The organism is Thiomicrorhabdus sp., from assembly GCF_041583835.1.
Lineage (GTDB): Bacteria > Pseudomonadota > Gammaproteobacteria > Thiomicrospirales > Thiomicrospiraceae > Thiomicrorhabdus.
The window spans coordinates 101,102-116,693 of the sequence record NZ_JBFHFC010000003.1; the positions used below are offsets into that span (position 1 = coordinate 101,102).

Annotated in this window: 12 protein-coding genes and 3 tRNA genes; 3 read left to right on the forward strand and 12 right to left on the reverse strand. The window is 44.2% G+C overall.

Annotated features, from left to right (window positions below; all coding sequences use genetic code 11):
- Window positions 1-95: 95 nt before the first annotated feature.
- From ABY044_RS02775 to ABY044_RS02785, 3 genes are all read right to left on the reverse strand, one after another.
- Window positions 96-2,363: a methyl-accepting chemotaxis protein gene (locus ABY044_RS02775; RefSeq protein ID WP_373017929.1), complete on the reverse strand. Its 2,268-nt coding sequence runs from the start codon at window positions 2,361-2,363 to the stop codon at window positions 96-98.
- Window positions 2,364-2,755: 392 nt separating this feature from the next.
- Window positions 2,756-4,033, reverse strand: a complete 1,278-nt coding sequence (locus ABY044_RS02780; protein WP_373017931.1) for a Glu/Leu/Phe/Val dehydrogenase — start codon at window positions 4,031-4,033, stop codon at window positions 2,756-2,758.
- A 246-nt stretch (window positions 4,034-4,279) separates the two neighbouring features.
- On the reverse strand, window positions 4,280-4,609 hold the full coding sequence (locus ABY044_RS02785) for a hypothetical protein (RefSeq protein ID WP_373017933.1): 330 nt from the start codon (window positions 4,607-4,609) through the stop codon (window positions 4,280-4,282).
- Window positions 4,610-5,148: 539 nt separating this feature from the next.
- Between ABY044_RS02785 and ABY044_RS02790 the strand changes: the two genes are divergently transcribed.
- Window positions 5,149-5,955 (forward strand): substrate-binding periplasmic protein, encoded by an 807-nt coding sequence (locus tag ABY044_RS02790; protein ID WP_373017935.1) that lies wholly within the window; start codon window positions 5,149-5,151, stop codon window positions 5,953-5,955.
- 15 nt (window positions 5,956-5,970) lie between these two features.
- Window positions 5,971-7,338 (forward strand): diguanylate cyclase, encoded by a 1,368-nt coding sequence (locus tag ABY044_RS02795; protein WP_373017937.1) that lies wholly within the window; start codon window positions 5,971-5,973, stop codon window positions 7,336-7,338.
- Between the two features lie 357 nt (window positions 7,339-7,695).
- Here ABY044_RS02795 and ABY044_RS02800 read toward each other — a convergent pair whose 3' ends face one another.
- The 5 genes from ABY044_RS02800 to ABY044_RS02820 all read right to left on the reverse strand — a co-directional run bounded on the left by ABY044_RS02800 (window position 7,696) and on the right by ABY044_RS02820 (window position 10,146).
- Entirely contained in the window at window positions 7,696-9,018 is a 1,323-nt protein-coding gene (locus ABY044_RS02800) for a hypothetical protein (RefSeq protein ID WP_373017939.1), read from the reverse strand.
- 100 nt (window positions 9,019-9,118) lie between these two features.
- Window positions 9,119-9,409 carry a hypothetical protein gene (locus tag ABY044_RS02805; protein ID WP_373017942.1) on the reverse strand — a complete coding sequence of 97 codons (291 nt, stop codon included), beginning with the start codon at window positions 9,407-9,409 and terminating at the stop codon, window positions 9,119-9,121.
- A 427-nt stretch (window positions 9,410-9,836) separates the two neighbouring features.
- Window positions 9,837-9,912: transfer RNA gene (locus tag ABY044_RS02810), tRNA-His, on the reverse strand.
- A 27-nt stretch (window positions 9,913-9,939) separates the two neighbouring features.
- Window positions 9,940-10,016, reverse strand: a tRNA-Arg gene (locus ABY044_RS02815).
- Window positions 10,017-10,069: 53 nt separating this feature from the next.
- A tRNA-Pro gene (locus ABY044_RS02820) sits at window positions 10,070-10,146 on the reverse strand.
- Window positions 10,147-10,396: 250 nt separating this feature from the next.
- Between ABY044_RS02820 and folD the strand changes: the two genes are divergently transcribed.
- Window positions 10,397-11,257 carry a bifunctional methylenetetrahydrofolate dehydrogenase/methenyltetrahydrofolate cyclohydrolase FolD gene (folD, locus tag ABY044_RS02825; protein WP_373017944.1) on the forward strand — a complete coding sequence of 287 codons (861 nt, stop codon included), beginning with the start codon at window positions 10,397-10,399 and terminating at the stop codon, window positions 11,255-11,257.
- A gap of 93 nt (window positions 11,258-11,350) precedes the next feature.
- On the opposite strand, the gene ABY044_RS02830 is transcribed toward folD, so the two are convergent.
- Genes ABY044_RS02830 through tmk form a run of 4 tightly spaced genes read right to left on the reverse strand, consistent with a single transcriptional unit; the run spans window position 11,351 to window position 15,571 of the window.
- Entirely contained in the window at window positions 11,351-13,180 is a 1,830-nt protein-coding gene (locus ABY044_RS02830) for an ABC transporter ATP-binding protein (protein ID WP_373017946.1), read from the reverse strand.
- 5 nt (window positions 13,181-13,185) lie between these two features.
- Window positions 13,186-13,965 carry a TatD family hydrolase gene (locus tag ABY044_RS02835; RefSeq protein ID WP_373017948.1) on the reverse strand — a complete coding sequence of 260 codons (780 nt, stop codon included), beginning with the start codon at window positions 13,963-13,965 and terminating at the stop codon, window positions 13,186-13,188.
- Window positions 13,962-14,945 (reverse strand): DNA polymerase III subunit delta', encoded by a 984-nt coding sequence (gene holB / locus ABY044_RS02840; RefSeq protein WP_373017950.1) that lies wholly within the window; start codon window positions 14,943-14,945, stop codon window positions 13,962-13,964. Before holB ends, ABY044_RS02835 begins: the two co-directional genes overlap by 4 nt.
- A complete protein-coding gene (gene tmk, locus ABY044_RS02845) occupies window positions 14,942-15,571 on the reverse strand; it encodes a dTMP kinase (RefSeq protein WP_373017952.1) in 630 nt (209 codons plus the stop codon). Before tmk ends, holB begins: the two co-directional genes overlap by 4 nt.
- Window positions 15,572-15,592 lie beyond the last annotated feature (21 nt).

Below are 15,592 nucleotides of genomic sequence, written 5' to 3' on the forward strand. Positions count from 1 at the left end.
CAACAGAAATAAAAAAGGGATGCAATGCATCCCTTTTAGATCTTTCCAAGTTAGGTATCAAATTTACTCAGATACCCATTCAGATAGTGTTTACTCTAGAATGTCGCCCACTCACCGTCGTCTTCCGTCTTATCCGCTTTGGACGGCGCTCCGGAAGACGTTGCTTTAGGCGCTTGCGATTGAGCAGGCTTGGCCTTTTCCGGCAATGCTGCAACCGGAGCTTCAGCCGGCTTTTGAACCTGAGCATGCGCTTTAGCCAAACTAGCGGCAACATGCTGATGGCTCATACCTTTAATTTTGAAGAAACTTACCGCTGAACGCATTTCGTCAGCTTGCTCGGTCAACTCTTCTGCGGCCGAAGCGGACTCTTCTACCAAAGCCGCATTCTGCTGAGTCATCTGATCGATATCGGTTACCGCTTTATTCACCTGCTCAACACCGGTCGACTGCTCTTCGGAAGCTTGAGCAATATGACCAAGCATCTCATTAACCTGGTGAATTACACCGGTAATGGTTTCAAGCGACTGCCCTGAGTCTTCAGCCAAACGACTGCCGTTTTCGACACGAGTCACACTTTCTTCAATCAAGGTTTTGATGTCTTTGGCCGCTTCGGCAGATTTCTGTGCCAAAGCGCGTACCTCACCGGCCACGACGGCAAAACCGCGACCGTGATCGCCCGCTCTAGCGGCTTCAACCGCAGCGTTCAGAGCCAACAAGTTCGTCTGGAAAGCGATACCGTCAATCAAGTTAACGATGTCTGCAATCTTATGACTGGACTCTTTAATCCCGTTCATAGCTTCTATCGTCTGAGTCATAACAGACATACCCTGCGCGGCCTCTTTGCTGGCCTGTTGCGAAATATCAGCCGCCTGCAACGCATTTTCGGTGTTCTGGTTTACGGTAGACGCCATTTCATCCATGGTGGCCGAAGTCTCTTCCAAAGCCGCCGCCTGCTGTTGAACGCGTGAAGACAAATCACTTGAGCCCTGTGCCAACTCACTTGCAGCAGAAGATACCACTTCGGTACTCTGACTGATCTGACTCACAACCTGAATGACTTTACCGGCTGTAAATTCAATACTCTCGCTCAACTCTTTCAGCTGACCTTCACAAGCAACCGTGACGGTCTTATTAAAGTCGCCTTCCGCTTGTGCACTTAAAACATCTTTGATGTTACCAATCACATCTTCCAAGTTCGTCAACGTATTGTTGATTGAGGATTTTAAAATCGCCAAGTCACCCTGAGCATCCACTCCGACACGACCTTCGAACTGACCTTTAACAACCTGAGCCATAATCGCGTTTACTTCGGAAATAATCTGATCCAGTGCGGTAATGGTGTCCATCGCATTGTCTGCCATTCGACGGAAATCACCTTTCACATTCGCATTGAATTGAGCCTTGAAATCCCCTTGAGACATCGACTGCATCAGCTTACTCAATCCCTGCATGGTTTCCGAAACCAATTCCACCGAGGTATTCACACCCTGCTTAACGTCGTTCAAAGTACCAACGTACTCGCCATTGATTCGCTTAGAGAAATCCCCTTCCGACAGTGCCAATACCACTTGCCCGGTTTCTTCCAAAGACTCTTCCAACGTTTTCAACAATTGGTTAAAGGAAATCAAGGCTAAACCAATTTCATCTTGAGAACTGACATCCAACTGACGCTTAAAGTTTCCGTCTTCAACAATGTCTTGCATCACTTGCTTCATATCGTTGATCGGACGAACCACCGCTTTCAAAATATAAAGCACCAACCCGACACCCAGAGCCAATGACAATATCAAAATAACCGCGACCAGCCATTGCGTTTGGTTGGCGATATTTAAACCTTCTTTCCCGCTTTCTCTAGCTAGCTCTTTCTGATAATCGACCAATGCCTGCAAAGCCTTACGCTGAGCCAAACGTTTTTCACGGGTTTCCGGAGCAACCACCGATTTAGCCGCAGACTCCAAATAACCGTTTTGAACCCATTCGACAATCATATTATTGGTTTCAACCAAATCTACGTTGGCTTTTATCAAATCTCCCAATAACTTCTTACCTTGCTCGGATGCAATCGATTCTTCCAAATAGTTCCGTAAATCCGCATTCTCTTTGCGGTACTCGGCAATTCGATCCAATAATTTTTGTCTTTCAGCTGCGTCCGTTTGAATTAAATACTCACGAATATTTTGCTGTATACGAGTTTCGAAAATAATAATTCGCTCAACCGCGATCAACTTCGGTAGACGATCATTCACCACTAAATCTTGCGATGCCGACAGTCGTTTCGTTTCCCATAATGCGGCCCCGCCCAAAATGGCTGTTAACAACAACATTAAGGCGAAAGATAAAATTAACTTGGTACGTATTGTCATAATCACTCCCCGGATACTAGACATAAGAACAGCTTAAAACTAAGAAAATTATTCGTGTTTTTTTATATAAAGGCCAAAAATAAAAAAACAAAAAATGTTAACTAAACACGAAAAACTCAAAATAAAACCCAAACAAATCGGAACATCGCCATTTCAATTGTAACGCTTTGTTTAAATTGTAACGTTTTGTACGAAATAAGCACTTAACAGAGTCCAATAAATACTTATCTCATAATATTTTCCTCTAATGTAAGAAAATATCTCGCAATTTCAAGCACATGTAAACTGGGACATTCTACTAGAAAACCCAATTAACATTAAAAAAATAAAGGATATAATTCGTTTATGACCTAGGCATAATTGCCGCTATCTCTAGACGGCAATCATCCAATTTAACAAGACCGGCTGAACATTTTACGGTTGCCTCGTTGATCGATTGCCCCCGCTAAACGCTCCACACCATGAATATAAGCCGCAGTTCTCAACGAACATTGATACTTATTCGACAAATCAAACACCAAGTTGGATTCACGACTCATAATTTTTTGTAATTTCTCTAAGACCTCGGGCTCTTCCCAATAAAATCCGGCCTTATTCTGCACCCACTCAAAATAACTTACCGTAACCCCGCCCGAATTCGCCAACACGTCCGGTATCACCGCAATCCCTTTCTCTTCCAACATTTCATCCGCCTGTGGCGTTACCGGACCATTCGCAATTTCCAACACAACTTTGGCCTCAATGTTACAGGCATTCAACTGCGTGATTTGATTCTCCATCGCCGCCAATACCAAAACGTCGACATTTAATTTCAGCAACTCTTCGTTCGTGATCTGTTCATATTCGAGCTTATTACATACCGACGCTTCGCAATACACCGATGCTAATTCACTGTTCGACACTTTATATTCATACACATCGGTTACGTTCAAACCTTTAGGATCGTAAATTCCGCCTTTGGAATCAGACACGGCAACCACGCGATACCCCATCACATTAGCCAATCGGGCAAAGTGATAACCGGCGTTACCAAACCCCTGAATCGCAACCGTCTTCTGAGAAACATTCCAACCTTGATGTTGGGCATATTCATTTAAAACGAACAAGGCTCCCTGACCGGTTGCCGATTCACGTCCCTGCGAACCATTCAAGTGCAGCGGTTTACCCGTAATAATCGTGGGTTCCTGGCGACGGGCAATAACCGAATATTCATCGGCCATCCATCCCATAATGGTCGAATTGGTATAGACGTCCGGTGCCGGGATATCACGGTTACCACCTAGAACATCCGCAAACGCACGAATATATCCACGGGAAAGCCGTTCAACCTCCAACAAAGACAGTTCTTTAGGATTAACCGTAACGCCGCCTTTAGCCCCGCCAAACGGCAGACCCGCGACCGCACATTTAACCGTCATCCAAAAGCTTAACGAAGTGACTTCATCCAAATTCACTCTAGGATGATAACGAATCCCCCCTTTAGTCGGCCCACGGGTATCGTCATACTGAACACGATAGCCGGTAAACACACGCAGACTCCCGTCATCCATACGGACAGGAATATTGGCAACAATGGAACGCTTGGGAACGGAAAGACGGGTAAAGACTTCTTCATCGACGTCGATGAATTTAAAGACGGGCTCAAGACGCTGCTTTGCGATTTCGAACATAAATCACCTTTGATTAATAGGACGGATAGTCCTTCGATTCTAACACGATTAATCAAACAGCGTTATTCGATCCGAAAAACCATAAACCTTATAAAATCAATGGAATAGAGCGGACAAACAAAGACATAACTAAATAGACTGAAGCAAACAAAAAGGACAAATAAAAAAGAAATCAGGCAGACTTAATCCCACCAATCAGGCCATTACGTCCGATAAAAAATTAAGATAATTTATACGGCCACGGTTTTAAGTGTTCATCTCGCCTTTTTTGAGCGCTTTTATTAAAGATACATACAATCCAAGGGTCAGCAACCCAAGCACCCACCAGTAAAAGCCGACAGGAAGAATAAAATTAATCCTAACGTCACTGAACGCCCAACCGAAAAACTCAACGACGGCCAAAGAAAGCGCAAAACAAACAAACAAATAACCGATGTAAACCATCAATTTATAATTCGCATTCAGTTGCGACCATTCGTTTCCATTCACAGTTACGATGACAGCCCCACACGCAGGACAAGCTTTTGCAGAGGTGGCGACTTTACCGTCACACTCGGGACAATTGATCAAAGACATAACCACTCCTCACCTTTAAAGCTACACTTTTAAGAACAAAAAGCCGTTTACATTCGTTGCAAAAAACCTGAATCAGCTGACCTTAACACCCAACCGAACATTTGAAGCACTTGCTTAAACACGCTTACGTGTTTCGCGTAAACCAACCCTACAAAATGTAAGTAATATAGACACCCGTTAATTTAAGCACAAATAGACTTTAAGTAAAATCAAAAAATAATCAGATAGTTAAGTAAGGAAAGCAGGTAAAACAAAATGAACGGGTCTTGCCGGTTAGCCGTAAATACAAACATAGCAGAAAACGAATACAGAAATAATCCAATCGGATTCAGTGGAAGTTAATTCGATCCCCGTCACTCACCCTGCACCAAATCAATATCATTCTTAATTCATTACAGGATTGAACCCGCAACAACGAGGTTCACAATCTTGGGTTCTAACCGTCAAATCCATATCCATATAACTCTTATGGAACTCTTATGGAACTATTCCAGTACAGACTTTATAATGGCCGGAACTTATTTTATTGGAACGCGGCAATGCACCCTCAAACCAAGCAAACAAAAACCTCTCTGACTTTCAGCCTACTATTTGCAAGTCTTATCGCCCTTGTTCCCACTTATGTTTTTTCAGATACGCTTCGAATCGCGACGGATGAATGGTGTCCTTACGATTGCATCGCAAGTCAAAACCAAGGCAAGGTTGGATATTTGGGTGATTTACTGGTGGAAACCATGAAAGAAAGAGGACACAAGGTCGAGTTCGTCGAAGTTTCTTACTCTCGTGGATTGCAACTGGTAAGAGAAGGCAAACTTGACGGTACCATGGCCTGCTTTCGTGAAGAAGCCCCTGATTTCGTGTTTCCTGACTTTGCTTTAGGCAAAAGCAACAGTACCTTTTTCAGCCGTAAAGACTCAGACTGGCACTATACAGGGAAAGACTCACTTGAACAGGCTAAAATGATCGGCGTTATTAAAGGGTATGACTATGTTGATCCGATCGTGATGGATTATATTAATCAAAACCCCAAAAACGTCCTGGCCATTACCGGAGAAAAACCTTTAGAAAGGTTGCTTGAAATGCTTATCAGTGGTCGCCTAACCGCAGTTATCGAAGACAAAAGCGTATTGGAATACAAGGCCAAACAAATAGGCAAGTCTGACCAAATAAAAGTCTCCGGCACCACCAGCGTGATCATTGATGTTTACAGCAGTTTTTCGCCTAAAAACCCTAAATCCGCAGAGTATGCCAAAATCTTGTCTGAAGAAACTCTAAAAATGCGTCAAGATGGCCGTTTAAACAAATTGCTGGAACGTTATGGCATTCAAGATTGGCAAACCCAATAAACTATGGTTTGTTAAATGCGAGCTTTATTGAACCGTTATCGCCAATCTATTGCGCTGCATCTATTGCTCGTGATCTTTGGCTTTTATTTTTTGGTGGCGGTTCTGGTCACGGTAGTTCAGCTATACAAAGAGTACGAAAACACAAAAAAAGAGTTTTATGAAGAAATTCAAACCTTGCCCGCCACCTTCGGCAAGGGAATTTCCGATTCGGTCTGGACCTATAATCAAGAGTTACTGCAATCGATTTTACAAGGCATGTACAACCTTCCCATCGTGGTAGGTGTAAAAATCGAATCTCTCGACCACAAAATGGATATGCAAATCGGTGCGGTGCTTAATGAGCAAAAGCAGGTCAATTATTATGACTCGAAAGGCCAACCCACAGAACAAAAACTCTTCGGCTTGGGCGCTAAATCACTTTTCGATCACGAGTTCCCTATTCATTATCAAGGACCGGCGTTTAAAGATGATATTCCCTTGGGAAAGGTAACGCTTTATTCAAATGACAGATTGGTCTTTGAGCGAGTCAAATACGGCTTCTTTCTCATATTGATAAACTCCTTAATCAAAACTTTCGCACTTTGGTTTATCATTTATTTCTTTATCAAAAAATACTTAGGGCGACCTCTAGAAGAATTTACCCACAAAATTCGCCGACAAAACACACAATCCCCGCAACCGATCGACTTGGCTATTCACTGGACAGATAAAAATGAACTGCTCATTTTAAAAGACAGTTACAACCAAATGATTCAGCGATTAAACGAACACCAGCACGAATTGTTAGAACTTAACCAAGAGCTGGATGAAAAGGTTAAAGCTCGGACACATGACCTAGAGCTTGCCAAAGAAAGCGCTGAGAAATTAGCTTATATCGATCCACTCACTCAACTCAATAACCGCCGTGCTTTTTTTGATTATGGCCAACGGCTACTGAAGCTGGCTTTCCGGCAACAAAATCCGCTGAGTTTGATTATGCTCGATATAGATAATTTTAAAAAACTCAATGACACTTATGGCCATGCTTTGGGAGACCAGGCCCTAAAAGCTTTTGCAGACACGCTTATAAACAACCTTCGCTCAACAGATATCATCGGCCGGTTAGGAGGAGAAGAATTTGCTGTGCTTTTGCCTAATACTGGAGAAGCTGCTGCGGTTAATATTGCTCAAACCCTTCGCCAAAAAATCAGTCAAATCGAGCTAAAACAAGAGCAGTTGTCAATTCAGTTTACCGCCAGTCTGGGGGTTGTTGAAAGTAAACGAGAAGACTCGAATATTGACTCATTGCTTGCACAAGCCGACAAAGCGCTTTATGTTTCAAAAAATCAAGGACGCAATCAAGTCACTTCGTATTCAGAAATAGCCGCTGGCACACCGCAATAAAAAAAATTGGCTAATCCTTCTAAAGAATCCAACCTTACAGAAACCAAAAATTCTTGGGCGTCGTTTGAATACTTAAACTAATCAGAAATGTCTTAAAGCTTTTAGCAGAAGAGCAAAAGAAAATAGTCTTTTAAAAGAAAGATGCTTAGGAAAATGGAACGAATGACGGGGATCGAACCCTCGACAACAGGAATCAAAACACCAATAATTATATTTAAAAATCAATGACTTATATTTAGACCAGCCTCACAAATTAGTTAAATTTGGGAACGGTTTTAAGCGATTTAGACGGATCATCCCCCATTGATTTAATCAACTCTTTCAAAGTAATTGGGTGATGAACTAGAACGTTATAAATTAAAAATATTTAACGTTATCCCGATCCAAATTATTACTTAACTCTACACTCTTTGCTTTTGGGTGAGTTTGAAGATTCCTTCTGATACTACCTAAAGATAGATAACATTCCTCCACTATATTTTTTTGCAACTCAACTAATGAAGGATCGTAATTATTGTCAATAATTTTGTGTGCGGGAAGCTGCCTTTCTCTTCTAACCTTTCTTAAAGATTTCATTATTTCTTTTGGTATATTTTCGTCGGGATATCTAAAAAACTTACTTATCCACTCTTCTAGCAAGGACAGAGTCCCTTTTTGTTTACGTTCAAATGTGCTGTCATCTAAAGGTATCAACTCTTCCAAATCTATCTTTCCTTTAAAAAAGGATCTATTTATATTTTCTGAAAGGAACTTATCGAGCAAGTTAATGAATTCATAATAATTCTTAGAAGTCGGAGAAAAGAAAAATGTGAAGTTTCTCGGCCTATTATCCCCATCCAATTCCTTACGAAAAAGAGGAACACCGAAAATTGATGAAGTCAGCTTGTGAATTGCATTTATTTCATCAATCAAAGCAGAAAAAACTGATCTGGAAGTTATCCAGTTACCCTGAATAATATTATCGTAATAATCTCCCAAAACTTTGCATTCTGAAAATGGGACTTCCTTGGTACTCCAAAAAATTTGGTGTTCAGCCGAAAGTCGGCCTAAATCGCATAGCAAGACGGCTATGACTCTACTTGATGTAGAGTCAAACCCAAGTCCAAATGATTTTAAAAAAATTTGATCTTCTTCTCTCAGAATAGCATTACCAGACTCGTCATAGTTACAGGAGATCCTGCCACTAAAATCTTCGAATTCGAAATCGTACCTAGGATCACCAGAATAGCGCTCCAAAATATCTGTTTCAAAATACCTAAAGCTCAACTGCGGTTCTGCTTGTGCCAACTCAACCGTGTATTTTGCATACCCGAAACCACTAACATCTCGTTGCTTTTTCAAATATTGCTGACTTGGATAGACACATACAGGATATTCAGTTTGCTCTGTAACGAACTCAAAATCACCATAAGAATGCTTAGAAACCTCTATGCCCTTTGCATCTTCTAAAATTTCCAACTGAGTCTTAACAGGATAATGTCCAATCCCAATAATATGAGGGTTTGAGCTTGATTGAATCGCAACCACTTCATCTTCTACAAGTTGCTTCACCAAATCAATAGAGTACTCATAATCCAAATCGAGCTGTTCTGAGATATTGCGAAGTGGTATCCCATTAAAATCATTGGATTCACAGAAAAAAGAAAAAACCAAATCCTCAACTTTTTTAAGTTCCTTCACACCATCTCTCTTTTGTTTAACATGCAAATTCGTAATTATCATGTGTAGGGCTGTCAAAATAAAAAGTAATTTTGTTTCCGCACAATTGTTTTATATAGATTTAATCAGAATCTCTCTTCCTGACTGCATTTTCATAATACCCTAACTCTTTCTGAATACCCTGAACTTGAGCATCAAGTTCATCTGTCCAATCAGGAATATCTATGTAAACTAGGTCAGAGGAATATCCTGTAGACTGATCAGGCCTATCCGTGGCAATGCCAACTACAATGCCTACATCTGGCGCTGTAACACGGATAACAAGACATCTCAAACCAAGCTCTTTGACCCTAAATTTTCTATCACTATTTATCCCTGTCAAAAATACAAATGCTGTATTTTGATACGCCAAAGCTACTCTAGAAGAAATTTTTAATTCAAGTTTAACTAAAAATTCTCTAAATATTTCCGCAAGAATAACTCGATGCCTCCTTGGCTGTATTCCATTTAAATTAGAACAAACTGATTATTGGCGACCTCTTTAATTGAGTAGTCAAACACTTCTTCTCTTAGCAAGTCTTTTAGTATATATAGTGTTCAATCAGATGGACTATAAACATTTAAAAACAAAGAGAATAAAGTTAGTGCGAATGACGGGGATCGAACCCGCGACAACAGGAATCACAAAACTGGGCTCTTCTGACCGGTTAGCAATAAATACAAACATGGCAGAAAACGAATACAGAAAATAATCTAAATGGATTTAGTAGAAGTTAATTCGATCTTGTGATGAATTAAGTACGATATTGGTTTAGTAGGATTTAATATAGAAATAAAAATGGGGTGAGTGACGGGGATCGAACCCGCGACAACAGGAATCACAATCCTGGGCTCTACCAACTGAGCTACACCCACCATAGTGGTTGATCGACACACCGTAAATGGCGCGCCCATCAGGATTCGAACCTGAAACCCTCGCCTTAGAAGGGCGATGCTCTATCCAGTTGAGCTATGGGCGCTCTATCGAACCTTGTGACTATTGACCCGAAAAGGATTCGCATCAAAAAGAATATGGTCGGAGTGGAGGGATTTGAACCCCCGACCACCTGTACCCAAAACAGGTGCGCTACCAAGCTGCGCTACACTCCGTGAAGATGGGGCGTATTGTATAGACGCCCCCCAGTACTGTCAACCAGAAATTATGAAAATTTATTGTTTTTTTTATGGTCGCCCAAAAGAGACTCCGGCCAATTTCAGCTAAGTATTTGATTCCTATTTTGAATCGCTTTTTCCTTACCCACAACCCATTGCTCAACAAATCCAGTCCAATAGCGAGAGAAAAGAAATAAAATCGGGTATCATAATGTTTTTTTAATTTCTACATCATTTGGGAGATGTTATGTCTGCTAAGATTCTTGACGGTAAAGCCATTGCAGAAGAGTTACGCGAATCCATTAAACAAGAAGTTGAGCAACAAGTTGCTCAAGGGAAAAATCCGCCTGGCCTAGCCGTAATCATGGTGGGCGAAGATCCAGCCTCTCAAGTGTATGTACGTAATAAAAAGATCGCTTGCCAAAAAGCCGGCTTTAACGATGTTTCCGAAGTTTTACCGGCGGAAACCTCACAAGAAGAAGTATTGGCATTAATCGACAAGCTAAATGCCGACGACACCGTTCACGGTATTATCGTCCAGCTACCGGTACCTGCGCATATTGACCCTGAAACCATTATCGAACGTATCCACCCATGTAAAGACGTGGACGGTTTCCACCCTTATAACGTCGGTCGTTTGGCAACACGCATGCCTCAGTTAGCCCCTTGTACGCCACACGGCGTTATGACCATGTTGGCTAAAACAGGCATTCCGCTACGTGGGTTGAATGCGGTCGTTGTCGGTGCGTCTAACATTGTGGGTGTTCCTATGGCATTAGAACTTCTAAATGAGCGCGCTACGGTCACTATTTGCCACAGTGCAACCAAAGACCTGCCTAAAAAGGTTTCCGAAGCGGATTTAGTCGTTGTCGGTGTCGGTATCCCGAACATGGTGAAAGGCGAATGGATCAAAGACGGTGCGATTGTGATCGATGTAGGTATCAACCGTTTAGACGACGGTACACTGTGCGGTGACGTCGAATACGACGTGGCTAAAGAAAAAGCGAGCTGGATCACTCCGGTTCCGGGCGGTGTCGGTCCAATGACCATCGCGACCCTATTGCAGAACACGTTACAGGTTGCCTATCACCTAGACTGCAAAGCGTAATCGTTTCACGCAATCCCACAAAGCAAAAAGGCCGGTATTTTCGAATACCGGCCTTTTTTATATCTTTATATCTGGATTACTTCACACTCAAACTTAACGGTACAGCTTGTGATAAGTCCCCTCTTGAGCGATCAATTCGTCATGACTGCCGCTTTCGATGATATGTCCGTCCTCGAATACCATAATACGATCCGCCTGCCGGATTGAACTTAAGCGGTGTGCCACAATCAAAGTCGTACGGTTCTCAAGGAACGGCGCCAAGTCTTCATAAAGCTGACGTTCGGTTTCCATATCCAACGCCGAGGTCGCCTCGTCCATAATCACCACTTTAGGGTCTTGCAAAATCATCCGCGCAATCGCCAATCGCTGACGCTGACCACCGGACAACTTAATGCCGTTGCGCCCGACAATCGTATCCAACCCCTGTTCGAGCGATTTGACGACCTCATCCAACTGCGCCTGTTGTAAGGCATACCAAAGCTTTTCGTCGGCCATCTCCTGCCCTAACGTCAAATTAAAACGAATGCTTTGATGAAACAATACCGGCTGCTGTAAAACCGTCGCCACATGCTGACGTACCACCGCTTGCCCGATCTGATCTATAGGTTGATCGCCATACAGCACTTGCCCTGATTCGGCTTGATAAAACCCCAACAGCAGTTGAACCAAGGTGGTTTTACCGCCGCCGCTCGCACCGACCAACGCCAGTTTCTCGCCGGGTTGAATAGTGAAGTTCAAACGATTAAGTACCCGTTCCGACTTACCGGGATAGCGGAAACACAAGTCTTTGACCGCCACCGACACGGGCTCTGATTGGTCGAACGGATTGACCTTACTTTGGAAAACCGGTTCCTGCTTCAAATCCAACACTTCATTAATACGTTGCAAAGCGCCGCTTGCCGCGCTGTAGCTGTATTGAATCGCCAACATCTCCTGAACCGGACCCATCATAAACCACAGGTAACCGAATACCGCCATCATCTCACCGATCGTCAGCCCCGAAAACACCACCATCAACATACTGACACCGCGGAACACATCAAAACCGATCAAAAAGATCATGAATGAGAAACGGCTTGCCGCATCGCTTTTCCAGGTAAAGGCTTCGGAATTCTGCTTGATCGTTAAGGCATGACCGCGAACACGGTCGAAGAAATTAGTATCTTGATTGGCCGCGCGTACCTGCTGCAAAGCATCCAAAGTCTCAGTCAACGCCTGTTGAAAAGCGTCTACCGCGCTATTTTCGTCCTTTTTCAAGGTTTTGACCTTACGCCCCATGCGCATGGTGAAATAGACCACCACCGGGTTCAACAGCAAAATAAACAGAGCCAGTTGCCAATGCAGCCACAACAAGACCAAACTCACGCCAATCAAAGTGAACACGGCGATGATTAGCTTACCGACCGTCGTACCCAGAAAAGTATCGATACTGTTGACGTCATTCACCATCGTTGCCGAAACACTGCCGCTTCCCATCGTTTCGTATTGCGCCATGGAAACGCCCTGCACTCTCGCCAGTAGGTCACGGCGAATCTGGTAGGTGACGTCTTTGGCGATGACGGTAAATTGCTGCACTTGCCAGACGCCGAAAACCAGCCCCAACATTCTTAAGACGATGGTGATTACAGTAATGGCGACGATATAGTAGATAGGGCCGTACCAGTCTGATGACACCAACGTCTGCAAAAATCCGACAATCGGCCCGGGCTTATTCAGTAATACCTCATCCACCAGAATCGGCAACAATAATGGCAGCGGTACGGTCGCCAACATCGCCAACAAGGCGATAATGTGCGCTTTAACCAGACGCGGCTTATGCTTCACCACCAAATCGAAAATTCGCTGCCAGGTATAACAGCGTTCCGAATACCCCGAGGATTGATCGGTAACGGGCACGGATGCGGGAGCGGCGGAAGCGTCCATAAAACTTAGTCCAGTTTGAACAAACGGTTAAAGTTGGCGGTGGTCGCTTCGGCCACCTCTTCAAAAGACAACGCCCTCAACTTGGCGATTTCCTCAACCACATAACGGGTATAACCCGGTTGATTGGTTTTGCCGCGATAAGGCATCGGTGCCAGATAAGGCGAATCGGTTTCAACCAGAATGCGATCCAAAGGTACCTGTTTAGCCACCTCTTTGAGTTCCAACGCGTTCTTAAACGTAACGATGCCGGAAAAGGAGATATAAAACCCGATCTGCATTGCGCGTTCGGCAGTCTCCATATCTTCAACGAAGCAGTGCATGATACCGCCGATTTCATCCGCGCCCTCCTGTTCCAGAATGCTCAAACAGTCCGGCGTGGAATTACGGGTATGGATAATCAACGGTTTACCAAGTTGTTTGGCGATACGGATATGTTGTCTGAAACGCTCGTGCTGCCATTCCATCGATTCCGCCTCGGCATCGAAGTGGAAATAATCCAATCCGACTTCGCCAATCGCAATCACTTTAGGATGAGAAGCGGCTTCAATCAAAGCCTCGTCGGAAATCACGACGTCTTTGTCTTCGCAAGGATGTACGCCGATGGCGGCGTAGACTTCATCATACTGTTCCGCCAGGGCCAGCACTTCAGACCACTGCTGCGGATTAATCGCCACACACAGAATACGCCCCACTTCCAATTCTTTCGCTTTTTCGATCACTTCCGAAACCGTTCCTACCTTCTCCTCGGGCAGGATATTCAAATGACAATGCGAATCGACAATCACGCTAACTTCCCTTTTACTAAATTTGATTGAAACACACTCTCTAGAGGTTCTTGTGAGTGTTGAATCTGCAGCCATTCAAAGCACAAAGATTCCAATACCAGCTGTTTATTGGCGTTCCCCTGCCAACTGCTCTTAGCTTGCAGGCAGGCCTGCTGGAAACGCAGCCAGTTTTGGATCTGGTTATCGGAATAATCCGATCCTTCCTTATAAAAAGCCGCACGAACGGCGGAAACCGACCAGAAATAGAAATAGTCGAATACCTGTTCCGGTTTCGCCCATTTCAACCATTTTTCCACCAACTGAGGAACGGTTTTCTGACCTGACTGCATCTGCTTTAAAGCGGCTTTCCATTCATTGTCCTGTTCGAACAACCCTTGCTCTATCCATTGCTGCGCCGCAATCGGCGCACCCCAGTTCAAACGCAAGGCACGTTTAATCAAAGCTGCATCCGCCTGAGGACTGGCTTGTTGCAGCCATGCCTGCGCTTCGTCTATCGACGGCGCGGCAAAAGACAATTTCTGACAACGACTTAAAATAGTCGCGGGTAAACGCCCAAGCTGATGCGTCGTTAAAATAAACAGCGTTCTAGCGCTCGGTTCTTCAAGCGTCTTCAACAAGGCATTAAAGGCTGATTGATTCAAGTATTCAGGCCCTTCCACCCAGGCCACTTTATAACCACCTTGATGCGACGTTTCGTTCAATTTGTAGACCAATTCGCGAACCTGATCTACCGAAATCTCTTTTTTGTCTTCCAACACCTGCAAATGGAAAAAATCGGGGTGTTGTTGAGTATTGAACAGATGGCAGCCCGAACATTGACCGCACGCATTACGATGGTCGCAGAAAATGGATTGCACCAACTGCTGAACAAAAGATTCAATGCCGATACCACTCGGTCCGGACAACAAATAGGCATGCCCCAATCGCGACTGCAGCTGCTGCCATTGCTGCCACTGAGCGGCCATCCACGGATAAATCATGCGTTCTCCATAAGGGCTTTCAAGCAGGTTTCGATTTCTGCCTGAACCTGCGCTAAAGATTGACTGGCATCCAACACCGTATAACGCTCTTCAGCCTGTTTGGCACGCGTCAGGTAAGCGCCGCGCACCTTTTCGAAAAAGTCGTGCTGTTCCTGTTCGAAACGGTCCGTCTGACCGCCGCGCGACGCCACGCGCGCCATACCGATTTCGATCGGCAAATCGAATACAAACGTCATATCCGGAAACATACCCTGCTGAACCCAGGCTTCGATTTCGGCAATGCGCTCAAAAGGAATGCCGCGTGCCGCACCTTGATAAGCGTAACTGGCGTCGGTGAAACGATCTGAAATCACCCAGGTGCCTTTTTCAAGCGCAGGAATAATCTTTTCGCGGATATGCTGAGCGCGGGCGGCAAACATCAACAACAATTCGGTATCGGCATGCATTTCGGTGTAGGCCTGGTTCAACAGAATTCCTCTGACCGCTTCGCCGATTTCGGTTCCGCCCGGTTCGCGCGTAGTGATGACATCAATGCCCTGCTGCTTGAGCCAATCCGCCATAAAGGCTAAATTGGTTGATTTACCTGCGCCTTCGGTTCCCTCAAGTGTAATGAATTTGCCTGTCATCCAGCCCTACTTCCTTTTTGC